Raw genomic sequence first — 14,090 nt, 5'->3', positions numbered from 1 at the left:
TCACCGCGCCGCCCCATTCACGCACCGGCGCGTCGCCCTGACGGCTCAGGCGTGCCCGCCCGACACGGGCGCCGCCTGCTTCGCCTGCAGCGCGCGAATCCGCATCCGCGCGCCCGTATCGGCGACCGTCGTGTCGTACATCGCCGCAAGGTCGTGCTTGAGCGCGGTGCGCGAGCCACCGTCGAGATACACCATGTGCCCCGACGGATAGAAGCGCGCCGACAGGTTCTGCCGCACCTTCTGATCCTCGAGCGGCATCTGCTGCAGGTCGATCACGGTCTGGTAGAACGGCGTGACGAAGTCATAGAAGCCGTTCGCCGACAACACCTTCAGGTCGACGTTCAGCGCCATCACTGCGGCGAGGTCGCCCGCCGTGTAGAGGATCACGTTCCCCTTCGCGTCGATGCCCTGCTGCGCGCCGGTCGGGTCGATGTGGCTGAAGTCCCAGTTCTGGAACGCCTGGTCGTTCAGGTCCGTGAACGCCGAATTCGACGTGAACTTCAGCTGCTCGTTCAGGTAGCTGTTCCACATCGCCGTATAGACGCCCGACACGGCCGTCATCGTCGGATCGTTGCCGCCCGAATTCGGATCGACCTTGCCCGCGATGCCCGTGCCGATTCCCGTCACGCGGCCGTCGTACGAGCCGAGCGACAGCCCCTGCGCATGCAGCAGCGTCGTCAGGAACAGCGAATTGCCGCGCGCGTCGTAGCCCGAGATGTCGAGACTCCACGACAGCAGCGTCGTCGTGTCGATGCCCGTGTATTCGGAGAGCTTCTGCACGACCGCCTGATCGCTCTGCGGGAACTTGCGCAGCGCATCCAGGTAGTCGGTGCGCGCGAACTGCGCGACTTCCTCGACGAACGCGCCGAGATCGGTCGGCGCCAGCGACACGCCGAGCCGCTTGTGATACCACGCGTCGGCCGCGGCGGTCGGCAGCGCGCCGACCGGGTTGCCGGCCTGCCGGTAGTCGAGGATCGACGACTGCAGCGTGATGCCGTTCAGGTCGATGCCGTCCTCGTGCAGCTTGTACGCGAGCACGCAGCTGCGCGCGGTGCCGTACGACTCGCCGAACAGGTATTTCGGCGAATTCCAGCGGTTGTTCTTCGTCAGGTAGCGCTTGATGAACTGCTTCAGCGAATTCGCGTCCTGGTCGACGCCCCAGAAATCGCGGTTCTTGTTCGGCGCGACCGCGGCCGAATAGCCGGTGCCGACCGGGTTGATGAACACGAGGTCGCTGCGGTCGAGCAGGCTGTCGGGGTTGTCTTCCATCTGGTATGGCGCGGGCGGCGTGAAGCCCGGCATCGACGTCTTGATGCGGCGCGGCGCGAACGAGCCGAGCAGCACGAACACCGACGACGAACCGGGCCCGCCGTTATAGAAGAACGTCACGGGCCGCGCCTCCTCCTTCTGCCCGTCTTCGGTGAACGCGACATAGAAGATCTTCGCGGCCGGCAGCGAACTGCTCGGATCGACCGTCACGAGATGCCCGGCCGTCGCCGTGTACGCGATGCGCCGTCCGCCGATCGTCACCGCGTGATGCGTGACGGCGGCCGCCTCGGTCGTGTCGGTCACCGAGTCGTCCGGCCCGTTGCCATACGCAACCGGATCGAAGAACGGCTGGTCACGGCCGTGGCTCAGCGCGACCGGATTGACGGTCGGCGGCACGCCGTGCGAATTGTGGTCGCCGTGATGCAGCGGATACACGCCGCCATTGGATGCGGAATCGATGCCCATCGTGCTGCTCCTGGAGGTGAAAGGGATGCGGGTAACCCGCAACAAGCGTGCTGCGTGAAGACGCTCGCCGTCAGCTCGACGGCTTGCGTGTCAGGATCGCGGCCAGTTGCGCGCCATTCGGGCTGCCGAGCCCGGTGCACGCGTCCCAGCCCGGCGCCGCCGCATACGCGCCGTTCGTGCCTTCGGTGATGTCGCGCAGCGCGCCCGGGTTCTTGTACACCACTGGATTGATCCAGCCGACGGACATGCCGGGCGCCGCACTCGCCGCCGAACCTGCCGTCGCGCTTGCAGCTGCACTCGCCGCCGCACTAGCCGCCGCACTCGCCGCCGCACTCGCCGCCGCGTTGATCCGCGCGATCAGCGCGGCCCACAGCGGCGCCACCGCGCTCGTGCCGCCCATCACTGTCGGCGTGCCCGCGATCGCGACTTCGTAGCCGGTCTGCGGCGACGCGTCGCCCGCCACGTCCGGCACGCCGCGCTTCGCGAGCGGCGCGGTGCTGCCGTCGGCGAGCGTCACCTTGAGCCCCTGCTGCCACGCGGGCAAGTCGAACATCGTGCTGACGCCGCCGCCGCCCGCGCCACCGCCGGACGCTTCATCGTTCCACACGACCTCGCTGCGAATGCCCTGCCCCGGCAGCGCGTCGAGCTGCGTGCCGCCGCAGCCGAGCACGTACGGGCTCGACGCAGGGAAATCGACATGCTGCGCGCCGTCCTGCAGGCCGTCGCCCGAGCCGCTGTCGCCCGACGCCGCGCAGACCGTGATGCCCTGCGCGGCCGCCGTCTGCAGCACGCGGTTGAACGCCTGCGCGGACTGCGCCTGCCAGATCGCCTCGGGGCCGCCCCAGCTGATCGAGATCACCGAAGGCCGGTTCGTCGTGTCGTTGACCGCCGCGTTGACGGCCTGGATGAAGCCCGCGTCGCTGTTCGGCGCGAAGTACACGGCGATCGTCGCGGCGGGCGCGATCGCGCCGGCGATCTCGATGTCGAGCGCGACTTCGCCGTCCGGGCCGCTCGGATCGCCGGTCGGCGCATTGCGGCCCGTGCCGACGTTCACGTCGACGAGCTTCGGCGGCGTCGTGATGCCGAGCCCGCGGAAATACTGCGCGATATCGGCCGCGTTGTAGCCGCCGCCGAGTTCGATGACCGCAATGCATTGCCCGGCGCCGTCGCCGGCCGGAAAGCCGTACAGCGACGCGAGCTGCGGCGGGGTAAACGTGACGGCCGCCGCGCCGCCGCGCGCCGGCCTGAACGGCGGGCGCAGCCGGAAGTGCGGCCGCGCCTGCGGCCGGCTGTCGAGGCCGAGCACCGCGGTGACCGCATCGCCGAGTTCGTCGGGCAGCGTGATCGCGCCGGACCGGCCGCGATACTGGCCGATCGAGCGATGCTCGAAGCGTTCGAGCGTGACGCCGAACGCGGTTTCGAACTGCTTGATCGTGCCGGACAGCACGACGACGCTTTCGACCGGATCGACGCGATCGACCGTCAGCTGATGACGGCGCGCGAATTCCTCGGTCTTGCGGATATCGTCGGGATTGGCGGAAAAGCGCTTCGCGAATGCGTCGCGCGACAGCGGCCGCGCGTTCGGATCGCCGGTCGCCAGCTGGTGAAGCAACGAATCGAGATCCCCTTCTTCCTGCCGCCGCAACATGATCGTGACGTGAATGCGCTCGGCCGGATCGCACGGGCCGAGACACTGCGACTCGGCGACGATTCGGGGTTCGCGGTCGGCGTGAAGATGCCTTGCCATGTTCAGACCCTCCTTGGTACCGCGTTGCACGGAACAGCCAGAAAATCGGACATGATCGGCGGCGGTCGGTTCCGTTCGATCAGACGGATTCGCAGCGCGGCGAGGTAAAGGAAGTTTAGAACAAGTCGGATGAATTGCGCTTGCGGGCCGGTGGCCGGCAAGCGCATCGGCGAACGGGTGGTTCGCCGGTGGCGGCGCGGTGCGGGCGCGTGTCCCTGACCACCGCGCGCCGTGCTGCTCAGTCCATCGACAGTCGCAGCGCGAAGCCGATCAGCGCCGCGGAGAACGTCCAGCGCTGCACGGTCTGCGCGAGTGGATGCGCGCGCATCCACGCGGCGATTCGCGACGCGCCGAACACGCACGCGAGGTCGAAGCACACGCCGGCCGCGACCAGCAGCGCGCCCAGTTCGAACATCTGCCAGACCACCGGCCCGACCTCCGGCCGCACGAACTGCGGCAGCAGCACCGAGCAGAACAGCAGCGCCTTCGGGTTCAGCAGGTTCGTCAGCAGGCCCTTCACGAACGCCTGCCGCAACTCGCCGGCCGTATCGGCCGCGCCGTCGCCGAGCGCGAACACCGGCGAGCGGAACACCTGGATCGCGACGTACGCGAGATAGAGCGCGCCGCCGTAGCGGATCACTTCATAGAGCCACGGCGCGCTGCGGATCAGCGCCGCGACGCCGCACGCGGACAGCGTCACATGCGCGGAGCGCGACAGCGACAGGCCGGCCGCCGCGGCGATGCCGGGCCGCACGCCGCGGCCGATGCTGGTCTGCAGCACGAGCGCCATGTCCGGCCCCGGCACCGCGTAGATCGCCGCCAGCGCGGCGAGGTAAATCAACAGCAAATGCGTGGAAATCATGTTCTGCCCCCATCCGTCGATGACGATATGGTGCCGCCAACGAACGAGGGATTATTGGCCATCTTTGGCCGCTATCTGGCGATCGAGAGGGGAATCCCCCACAATGACGGGATTCGAACATGGATTCCGCCAACATGACCGATCTCGACAAAACCGACCGTGCGATTCTCGCTGCGGTGCAGCGCGACGGCCGGATGCCGATCGCACGTCTCGCCGACACCGTCGGCCTGTCCGAGACGCCGTGCGCGCGGCGCCTGAAGCGCCTCGAAAGCGACGGCTACATCGAGCGCTACCGCGCGCAGCTGTCGCGCAAGGCGCTCGGCTTCGGCGTCGTCGCGTTCGTGCTCGTGCGCTTCGCGACGCACGACCGCAAGGTCGCGGACCGGTTCGAGCGGGACGTGCTCGGGATCGAGCGGATCCTGTCGTGCCACAACGTGTCGGGCACGGCCGACTACCTGCTGCAGGTGGTCGCGCACGACCTCGACGACTACGGCACGTTCCTGCGCGAATCGCTGCGGATGCTGCCGGGCGTCACGTCGATCGAATCCGCGCTGTCGCTGCGCGAGGTCAAGCACGACGCGGGGTTGCCGGTGCCGTGATGCCGATGGGCGGGCAGGAGACGAACGCACGGCACCGTTCGGCCCGTCACTTCGACACGCATCGATGCGGGCTGCGAACCGCGCCGACGTATCGCTCGTCCACATTGCCGGCGCTGCCGGCCTTACGCGACATCGGGCGATTGATGCGCGCGCTCGAGATCCTCGAGAAAGGCCTCCACAAGCGGATTGCCGCGCCCGTTGCGCGCGACGACCATGTGGAACGTGACGTCGTAGTGCAGCCGCTCCGGATTGAGCGGCGCGAGCAGCCCCTGCGCGACATACGGCGCCGCGAAGTGCTGCGGCAGGTAGCCGAGATGGTGGCCCGACAGGATCAGCAGCGCGACGGCCTCCATGTTGTCGGCGGTTGCGGTCACGCGGTCGGGCGTCGTCGACATCTGCGCTTCCGGCAGCGGGTATGAGCGCCATGCCCATTCGAACCCGGCGACGTCGGCCGGCGTCAGCGCGCCGGCGCGCTCGAACAGCGGATGGCCGCGGCCGCAATACGCGACCTGGCGCTCGATGAACAGCGGCGTGTAGTGCAGCGCGGGCACCCGGTGCCAGAAATAGCCGACCGCGATCTGGATCTCGTCGCTCAGCAGCTTTTCCTCGAGATCGCCGGGCGCCCGCACCCAGATCGAGAAGCGCACGGCCTCGTCGCGCGTGCGGAACGCGGCGATTGCCTCGGCGATCCGCGCGTTCTGGCTGACCGGCGTATGGCCGATCAGGCCGATGTTCAGCGTGCCGACCAGCTGCCGGTCCATATGCCGCGCGGCTATCCCGAATTCGTCGAGCGCGCTCAGCAGCTTGCGGCTCATCGCATGGAAGCGCTCGCCCTTCGGCGTGAGCCGGAAACCGCTGCGGCCCCGCTCGCAGAGCCGGTAGCCGAGACGGGTTTCGAGCGATGACAGCTGCGCGCTGATCGTCGATTGCCCGACGTTCAGCATCGCCTGCGCGGCCGATACGCCGCCGGCGTCCGTGACCGCCAGAAACACGCGGATCAGCCGCAGATCGAGGGTCGACAGATTCCCCAGCACGCTATTCCCCTTCCATACATCGATGGAAATCGATGTTTACGTCGATATCTTCGCATTCTTCTTTGCGGCCGGAACGCGTACAACTGTGCGCCAAGCCGGTCGAATGATACGGCAACCCCACATTGGAAGAGACGCCCCATGAACGACCACACCCATTTCCAGCCGCTCGGCGGCAATGAAATGCCGCGCTGCGGCGGCATCGCGACGATGATGCGCCTGCCGCACGTGCCGACGGCCGAAGGCCTCGACGCCTGCTTCGTCGGCGTGCCGTTCGATCTCGGCACGTCCAACCGCACCGGCGCCCGCTTCGGTCCGCGCCAGATCCGCACCGAGTCCGTGCTGCTGCGCCCGTACAACATGGCGACGCGCGCCGCGCCGTTCGATTCGCTGCAGATCGCGGACATCGGCGACGTCGCGATCAATCCGTACAATCTGCACGATTCGATCGCGCGCATCGAGGCGGCATACGACGCGATCCTGGAGCACGACTGCAAGCCGATCACGCTCGGCGGCGACCACACGATCGCGCTGCCGATCCTGCGCGCGATCCACCGCAAGCACGGCAAGGTTGCATTGATCCACGTCGATGCACACGCCGACGTGAACGATACGATGATGGGCGAGAAGATCGCGCACGGCACGCCGTTCCGCCGCGCGGTCGAGGAAGGCCTGCTGCACGGCGACAAGGTCACGCAGATCGGCCTGCGCGGCACCGGCTACGCAGCCGAGGACTTCGACTGGTGCCGTGAGCAGGGCTTCCGCGTCGTCCAGGCCGAGGAATGCTGGAACAAGTCGCTCGCGCCGCTGATGCAGGAAGTGCGCGAGCGGATCGGCGACACCCCCGTCTACATCAGCTTCGACATCGACGGCATCGATCCCGCCTACGCGCCGGGCACCGGCACGCCGGAAATCGCGGGCCTCACGGTGCCGCAGGCGCTCGAGATCATCCGCGGCGCGAAGGGCCTGAACATCGTCGGCTGCGACCTCGTCGAAGTGGCGCCGCCGTACGACCCGTTCGGCACCACCGCGCTGCTCGGCGCGAACCTCGCGTACGAGCTGCTGTGCGTGCTGCCGGGCGTCGCGTACCGCGCCTGATCCCGACACAAGATATTCCAGCCAGAGGATTTCAGATTTCAGATCACGACTGCCTGCTGCGACTGCATCGCGGCAGGCGTGCGTGCGCGCTCGCGTCGCCAACGACGGCCGATCAGCTGCACGCAACCCGGAGACATCGCAGTCATGAATCGCCCCGACACCCTCGACCTCGGTCGCGCCGAACCGGCCGGCCTCGAGATCGAACACCATTCGATCGACTACATCCCCGAGAACGAGCGCCACGCGAAGCTTGCGAGCCAGGGCCCGTTCTGGTTCCTCGGCAACTTCCATTTCTTCACGATCTCGATCGGCTTCGTCGGCCCCGGCATGGGCCTGTCGGCCGGCTGGACCACGCTCGCTGGCGCGCTCGGCATCATGTTCGGTACGATCTTCATGGCGTTCCACGGTTCGCAGGGCCCGGAAATGGGCCTGCCGCAGATGATCCAGTCGCGCGCGCAGTTCGGCTATCGCGGCGTGATCGTCGCGCTGCTCGCAACGCTGTTCGTGTTCGTCGGCTTCAATGTCGTCAACGTGTCGCTGATGGTCGACGGCGTGCACAACGTGTTCGGGATCGACGGCGGATTCGTCGCGGTCGCGGCCGTCGCGGTCGGCGCGCTGCTCGCGATCTACGGCCACGACCTGATGCACCGGACCTTCACCTGGGCGCTGATCGCGACGCTGCCGCTGTATGCGCTCGTCACGCTTGCGCTCGCGTTCGGCCATGCGGCGCCCGCGAGCGCGGCCGCCGCGCCGTCGGCCGCGCCCGGGTTCAACTGGATCGGGTTCGCGACGCAGTTCGCGATCGCCGCGAGCTACAACATCTCGTATGCGCCCTACGTGTCGGACTATTCGCGCTACCTGCCGAAGCATACGAGCCGCGCGAAGCTGATCGCGGTGATCTTCGCGGGCGCGTCGCTGTCGGGCACCTGGATGATCGGCCTCGGCGCGTGGCTCGCGCAGAAGCTGCACGCGGCCGATGCGCTGGTCGCGATGAACGACGTCGGTGCGTCGCTCGTCCCCGGCCTCGGCAAGCTGATCGCGATCGTTTCGCTCGTCGGCTTCCTGCCGATCATCGCGCTCAACGCATACAGCGCGATGCTGACGGTGCTCACCGGCATCGATTCGATCGTGCCGATCAAGCCGACCCGCCGCGCGCGCGTCGCATCGATCCTCGCGATCAGCACGTTCGTGCTCGCGTGCGTGTTCGCGATCCGCGGCAACGGCATCGCGCTGCTGCAGACGTTCCTCACGCTGATGCTCTACTTCCTCGTGCCGTGGACCGCCGTGAACCTTGTCGATTACTTCTTCGTGCGGCGCGGCCATTACGCGATCGCGCATTTCTTCACGCCGCGCGGCCTGTACGGCACGTGGCAGCTGCGCGGGATCCTGTCGTACCTGATCGGCTTCGCGGCGATGGTGCCGTTCTTCTACGTGTTCGATGCGGAAGCGAATCGCGAGGTGTTCGTCGGGCCGTTCGCGCGCATGCTCGGTGGCGTCGACGTCGCGTGGCTCGTCGGGCTGATCGTCGCGGGCGGCGTGTACTGGCTGCTGTCGCGGTCGCTCGATCTCGACCGCGAGCGGCGCGTGATCGCCGAGACGCCCGCGCCCGACGCGCTGGCCGGCACGGCGGCCTCGCGTGACGCGCATTGAGCGGCGCGCGCATGCGTTTCGACCGGTGCCGCCGGCAACGCCTCCGCTTCCCACTCGTCGAATTTGACCGCAAGATGCGGAGCGCATCCGCAGAACGACGCCGCTAGACTGGATTCATCGATCACTGCCCCGAATACAGTCATGCGCGTCACGCCGTCGGAACTCGCTCGTTCGATACGCCCCCTGTTCTGCTTGCCGTCGACGACGGTGCGTTCGGTTTGCTTGAACCGCCCGTCGGCCCGACGCATTCAGGGATCCACAGCAACCCGGTTGATGAAGGGAGAACACGCGTGAACATCGCCGACCTGCGCGCTGCCGACACCGGCGCGCGCGACATCGTCCCGCGCATCGACGCCCTGAACTGGCCGGCAATCGCTGCGGAGCTGGATCTTCAAGGATGCGCACACGTTCCGGAATTGCTGCCGGCGTCCGCTTGCGACGCGCTGGCGTCGCTCTACCCGCACGACCCGCTGTACCGCTCGCGGGTCGTGATGGCACGCCACGGCTTCGGCCGCGGCGAGTACAAATACTTTGCGTATCCGCTTCCGGCAACGATCGATACGTTGCGCTCGACGCTCTATCCGCACCTGGCGCCGATCGCGAATCGCTGGAACGCCGCACTCGGCATCGACGTCCGCTATCCGGCCGATCACGCCGACTTTCTCGCGCGATGCCACGCGGCGGGACAGAGCCGTCCGACACCGCTGATCCTGCAATATGGGCCGGACGACTACAACTGCCTGCATCAGGACCTGTACGGCGAGCACGTGTTTCCGCTGCAGGTTGCGATCCTGCTGTCGGCGCCCGGGCGCGACTTCACGGGGGGCGAATTCGTGCTGACCGAGCAGCGGCCGCGCATGCAGTCGCGGGCGGAGGTGGTCCCGCTGACCCAGGGCGACGCGGTGATCTTCGCCGTCCACGGCCGGCCCGTGCAGGGCACGCGCGGCGTCTATCGCGTCAATCTGCGTCACGGCGTGAGCCGCATCCGGTCGGGACAGCGTCATACGGTCGGCATCATCTTCCACGATGCGCAGTGATCGAACCGCAAGCGGCATCGTCGGTCATGGCATCATCGGCTGTATCCGGCATGCAATGTGACGTGATGCGCTCGCTCTGCATTCCGAATGAAAACGCAATGGCCAGCGCCTGGCGAGCCATGACAGTCACGGGCATCATGCCGCGCGACGATTGATCCGCCATACGCGGATGATCCGCCTGGAGATCGCGACGTCCGTGCGTCGCGCGGGCGACCCTCGTTACCCTCTCGCGACGCTCGCCCGCAACCGGTCTCCCGCGTTTGCTGCAAGCCGCGCATAGCCGGGCAAGGTCAGCAACGCAAGGGCACCGGCCACGAAGAATGCCCAGCGAAAATCCTCGAGCAGGTAATGCACACCCGTCGCGTCGCCGCGCAAGTTCGCCGCGACCCGCAGCGCGAGCGCGCCGAACGCGATCCCCATGCCGATCGTCATCTGCTGCGCGGCACTCCACAACGTGCTCGCGGCGCTCGTCTGCTGCGCGGGGATGTCCGCATAGGCGAGCGTCGCGAGCGCCGTGAACTGCATCGAGCGCGTCAGTCCGTAGACGAATACGACGAGCAGCGTGATCGCGAGCGGCGTCGACGCGGTCAGCCAGCCGCATGCGATCGTGAACACGCCGGCGATCGTCACGTCGACGAGCGCAACGCGACGAAAGCCGAACCGGTCGAGGATCCACGACGTTCCCGCCTTCATGCCGAGATTGCCGAGCGCGCTCGCCAGCAGCAGCAGGCCGGACTGGAATGGCGACAGGCCGAAGCCGATCTGGAACAGCAGCGGCAGCAGATACGGCACGGCATTGATCGCGATCCGCGTGACCGACCCCGTAATCACGGTGACGGAAAACGTCGGCACCTTCAGCGTCGTGAAATCGAGCAGCGGATGCGCGCATCGCCGCGCGTGCAACCAGGTGGCGTAGCCGAACAGCACGCTCGCGCCGACGAGCACCGCCGCACGCAAGAAATGGGCATCCTGCTGCCCGGCTGTCTCCGTTCCGATCAGCAGACAGGTCAGCGCGGCGCCCGCCAGCACGAAACCGACCCAGTCGAGCGGCCGCTGCTCGTCGGCGCGCGTATTCCTGACGATCAGCCAGGTGCACACGAACGCGGCGATGCCGAACGGCACGTTCAGCAGGAAGATCCACCGCCACGACGCATAGGTTGTAATGAATCCGCCGATCGGCGGCCCGACGACCGGCGCGACGATTCCCGGCCACGTAATGGTTGCGATCGCGCGCATCAGGCGCGCCTTCTCGGTGCTGCGCACGACGATCATCCGCCCGACCGGCACCATCATCGCCCCGCCGATGCCCTGCAGAAGACGGGCGGCCGTGAACGACGCGACGCCGTTGGACAGGCCGCACAGCACCGACGCGCCGGTAAAGATGACGATTGCGCTACCGAATACCGTGCGAGAACCGTATCGGTCGGCGATCCAGCCGCTGATCGGGATGAACACCGCGAGCGCGAGCATGTAGGCGGTCATCCCGAGACTCAACGCGTTCGGCCCGACGCCGAAGGAGTGCGCCATCTGCGGCAGCGCGGTCGCAATCACGGTCGTATCGAGATACTCCATGAAGAATGTCGCGGCAACGAGATACGGCAAGAGGTCGGTCGTCCGACTTCTTTGAGTAGAAGTAGCAGCCATTAGCAGGACGGTGGGCGGAATGCAGTAGACGCCGGGTGCCGCTCCCGACGTTGACAGTCGCGAACGATCGGCACGAGTGGCCAATATTACCCTGAAGGCCTGAATCTTCGCTTGGCCGAAACGCGAGGTCACACGTGATTTATGCGCGTAAATACACGCGCGCGGCGCGTTGTCGATTGGGGTGCGATCACCGGCGAGGCACGTCGGACACCAGATTCATGAACCGCAAGCGTATGTCCGCGGCGCCATATGCGCGGTTGGCCTTCGCACAATTTCGAACAGTAGCCCGAGCGGCGGCCGTCACGTCACGTTCGGCGGTGGTCTGGCGGCCTCCAGCCCGTGAGCGCCTCGGCGCGCCATTCCGCGTGGGTCAGCTTCGCGACGAAAAAGTCGGCCAATGCGCTCACCTTTGCCGGTCGCGCACGGGCACTCGGCGTGACGAAATAAAGGCCGCCTTCGGGCAAGCGCCAATCTGTGAGAATCGGTACAAGCCGATTGTCCGGGAAGTACTCCGTCGCAGCAAATTCCGGCAGCTCGGTGATTGCAAGTCCCGCGAGCACCGTAGGCAGCAACGCTTCCACGCTCGTTCCTCGCAACGCCCCGGTGGGGGTGACCGCGCATTCGTCGCCGCTTTCGTGCGTAAAGCGCCATACGTCGCGCTTGCTTCTGTTGACGTAGGTCAGACACGGGTGCGCGCCGAGATCGCGCGGGTGCTGCGGACGACCATGACGAGCCAGATAGTCGGGCGACGCCACGACAAATCGGCGGACGGGGGCAATGAGACGGGCGACGAGAGACGAGTCCTCCAGGATCGCAATACGGAGGGCGGCATCGAACCCTTCCCCGATCAGGTCGACGTGGACATCCGTGAGATGGAGATCCACGGAGATATCCGGATAGGCGCGGAAGAACTCGGGCAGCAGCGGTGCAACCCAGCGGGCGCCGAAGGAAAGGGGCGCAGCGAGCTTGACCAGGCCACGCGGCCGGCTTGACGTCTCGCGCGCGAAATCCTCTGCCTCCTCGGCGTCGACGTAAATCTTCGCGGCCCGCTCCGCGAGCATATGGCCGTAGTCCGTGAGTGCGAGTCGTCGCGAGGTACGGTTGAAGAGCCGCCCGCCCAATCGCTCCTCAAGACGGGTCACGGCCCGGGAGACCGTGGCAACGGAGACGCCCATTGCCGTTGCCGCCGCAGCGAACGAACCTTCCTCGGCGACCTTCGCGAACATCGCGAGTCCTTCAAAATCCGGCAGCTTCGACATAGACACTTCTGCAACGATGGTTTGCATTCATTTCTATTTCGAAAATTAGCACGCCGCCTTAGATTTGTCTCATCTCATCTGAGACGAATCATGGAACGCCAACCGGAAGGAAAGGCAGCCGTCGTCACCGGCGGCACGACCGGCATCGGCGTTGCTACCGCCACGCGTTTTGGAGCCCAGGGCGCAGGCAATCAACCCGCAAAGGAAATTTTCATGAGCACCATGCTCGAAGTTCACGCATTCGCCACATCCAACAGCGTCAAGGTGCCCATCGCACTGGAAGAAATGAAGCTCGACTATCGGCTCGTTCGCGTCGACCTGCGCCAGGGCGAGCAGAAGACCGACGCCTTCAAGGCGATGAATCCCAACGCGAAAGTCCCGGTTCTCGTCGACCGTACGGTTGGCGGAAACGGCGACGTGGTGCTCAGCGAGTCCGCCGCGATCCTGGTCTACCTGGCAGAGAAGACCGGGCGGCTTCTTCCGAAGGACGGCCCCGAACGCACCAAGGTGTTCGAGCAACTCTTCTTCCAGGCGTCCAGCCTTGGTCCGGCGTTGCTGCAGGCTTTCCTGGCCACGATCCAGTCGTCGCCACAACCCGACGCAAAAGCGCGTGCGCTATCGGAAGTTGACCGGTCGCTGGCTGTCCTCAATCGTGGTCTCGAGCGACATCCGTACGTTGCAGGTGATGCGTACAGCATCGCGGACATCGCTCACTTCGGGGGAATGTGGCGTCATCAGGCACTCGGCGTGACCCTCGACAAGTTTCCGTTCGTTGCCCGTTGGCATGACGACATTTCTGCGCGCCCCGCCGTCGCTGCCGCGATCGCGAAGACGTTGGCGCTCGCTCAGTAATGCGATGCAACCCGCCGTTTTTCGGTGATCTGCAAGACGCAACCTGACTCGTTCCGGAATCAATGATCAAGGAGAAGTGTGATGAATGACCGTATCCATGAGCTGCTTTATCGCAACCTTCAGGAGGTTTTCGGCGAAGGCGACGCGACTCGCCGTCGCGCGGCCGTCGAGGAGCTCTATACCGATGACTGTGTGCTCTATTCGCCCGCCGGTACGTTAGTCGGGCACGACGCACTCGACAAATTCGCCGGCGATCTTCGTGCAACGCACCCGCATTTCGCGTATGTGCCGCACGGCGAACCTCAAGCGCTTCACAATGCCGGTCGTCTTGCGTGGGGTTCCGGCCCGCGAGGCGAAGAACCCGACTATACGGGCCTGGATGTGATCATCGTTCGCGACGGGAAGATTGCGGCGCTCTACGTCTTCCTCGATTCGCTACCGAGCGGCACGTCGGATATCGGATAAAGATTCGCGAGCAATGGCGGAGCGTCGGACAGGGCACACGGACAGCAAAGGCGACCGCGGCGTGGCTGCCTGGACAGCAGCTACGCGCGGCCTGGCACGCGTAGGTCACATC

The 14,090-nt window shown here is 66.4% G+C and carries 13 protein-coding genes; 7 read left to right on the top strand and 6 right to left on the bottom strand.

Translation table 11 applies throughout. The features are described from left to right. Nucleotides 1-45: 45 nt before the first annotated feature. The 3 genes from ACV229_RS37115 to ACV229_RS37105 all read right to left on the bottom strand — a co-directional run bounded on the left by ACV229_RS37115 (nucleotide 46) and on the right by ACV229_RS37105 (nucleotide 4,343). Nucleotides 46-1,734, bottom strand: coding sequence for a S10 family peptidase (locus ACV229_RS37115; RefSeq protein WP_448088028.1), 1,689 nt, complete (start codon nucleotides 1,732-1,734; stop codon nucleotides 46-48). A 70-nt stretch (nucleotides 1,735-1,804) separates the two neighbouring features. After that, a complete protein-coding gene (locus ACV229_RS37110) occupies nucleotides 1,805-3,481 on the bottom strand; it encodes a S53 family peptidase (RefSeq protein ID WP_448088027.1) in 1,677 nt (558 codons plus the stop codon). 238 nt (nucleotides 3,482-3,719) lie between these two features. Continuing rightward, a complete protein-coding gene (locus tag ACV229_RS37105) occupies nucleotides 3,720-4,343 on the bottom strand; it encodes a LysE family translocator (protein ID WP_448088026.1) in 624 nt (207 codons plus the stop codon). Between the two features lie 134 nt (nucleotides 4,344-4,477). Here ACV229_RS37105 and ACV229_RS37100 point away from each other — a divergent pair, with 134 nt between their 5' ends. Then, on the top strand, nucleotides 4,478-4,942 hold the full coding sequence (locus ACV229_RS37100; protein ID WP_448075116.1) for an Lrp/AsnC family transcriptional regulator: 465 nt from the start codon (nucleotides 4,478-4,480) through the stop codon (nucleotides 4,940-4,942). Nucleotides 4,943-5,064: 122 nt separating this feature from the next. On the opposite strand, the gene ACV229_RS37095 is transcribed toward ACV229_RS37100, so the two are convergent. After that, nucleotides 5,065-5,976, bottom strand: coding sequence for a LysR family transcriptional regulator (locus ACV229_RS37095; RefSeq protein WP_448088025.1), 912 nt, complete (start codon nucleotides 5,974-5,976; stop codon nucleotides 5,065-5,067). A gap of 138 nt (nucleotides 5,977-6,114) precedes the next feature. Between ACV229_RS37095 and speB the strand changes: the two genes are divergently transcribed. The 4 genes from speB (at nucleotide 6,115) to ACV229_RS37075 (ending at nucleotide 9,913) form a co-directional block, all read left to right on the top strand. Further along, a complete protein-coding gene (gene speB / locus ACV229_RS37090) occupies nucleotides 6,115-7,071 on the top strand; it encodes an agmatinase (protein ID WP_448088024.1) in 957 nt (318 codons plus the stop codon). A 144-nt stretch (nucleotides 7,072-7,215) separates the two neighbouring features. After that, complete coding sequence (locus ACV229_RS37085) at nucleotides 7,216-8,721, top strand: purine-cytosine permease family protein (protein WP_448088023.1); 1,506 nt, start codon at nucleotides 7,216-7,218, stop codon at nucleotides 8,719-8,721. 290 nt (nucleotides 8,722-9,011) lie between these two features. Further along, nucleotides 9,012-9,758, top strand: a complete 747-nt coding sequence (locus tag ACV229_RS37080; protein WP_448088022.1) for a 2OG-Fe(II) oxygenase — start codon at nucleotides 9,012-9,014, stop codon at nucleotides 9,756-9,758. Further along, on the top strand, nucleotides 9,755-9,913 hold the full coding sequence (locus ACV229_RS37075; protein WP_448088021.1) for a hypothetical protein: 159 nt from the start codon (nucleotides 9,755-9,757) through the stop codon (nucleotides 9,911-9,913). The genes ACV229_RS37080 and ACV229_RS37075 overlap by 4 nt, the downstream gene beginning before the upstream one ends. Before the next feature lie 64 nt (nucleotides 9,914-9,977). Here ACV229_RS37075 and ACV229_RS37070 read toward each other — a convergent pair whose 3' ends face one another. Then, the gene (locus tag ACV229_RS37070; protein WP_448088020.1) at nucleotides 9,978-11,402 is read right to left on the bottom strand and encodes a DHA2 family efflux MFS transporter permease subunit; all 1,425 of its coding nucleotides are present in this window, start codon (nucleotides 11,400-11,402) and stop codon (nucleotides 9,978-9,980) included. 305 nt (nucleotides 11,403-11,707) lie between these two features. Next, on the bottom strand, nucleotides 11,708-12,661 hold the full coding sequence (locus tag ACV229_RS37065; RefSeq protein ID WP_448088056.1) for a LysR family transcriptional regulator: 954 nt from the start codon (nucleotides 12,659-12,661) through the stop codon (nucleotides 11,708-11,710). A 90-nt stretch (nucleotides 12,662-12,751) separates the two neighbouring features. Between ACV229_RS37065 and ACV229_RS37060 the strand changes: the two genes are divergently transcribed. Together ACV229_RS37060 and ACV229_RS37055 are read left to right on the top strand one after the other, a co-directional pair. Beyond that, complete coding sequence (locus tag ACV229_RS37060) at nucleotides 12,752-13,513, top strand: glutathione binding-like protein (protein WP_448088019.1); 762 nt, start codon at nucleotides 12,752-12,754, stop codon at nucleotides 13,511-13,513. An 81-nt stretch (nucleotides 13,514-13,594) separates the two neighbouring features. Beyond that, nucleotides 13,595-13,978: a nuclear transport factor 2 family protein gene (locus tag ACV229_RS37055; protein WP_448088018.1), complete on the top strand. Its 384-nt coding sequence runs from the start codon at nucleotides 13,595-13,597 to the stop codon at nucleotides 13,976-13,978. Nucleotides 13,979-14,090 lie beyond the last annotated feature (112 nt).

The organism is Burkholderia sp. MR1-5-21, assembly GCF_053427715.1.
The sequence above is the reverse complement of the archived record's forward strand: the minus strand, read 5'-3'. Positions and strand labels throughout refer to the sequence as shown.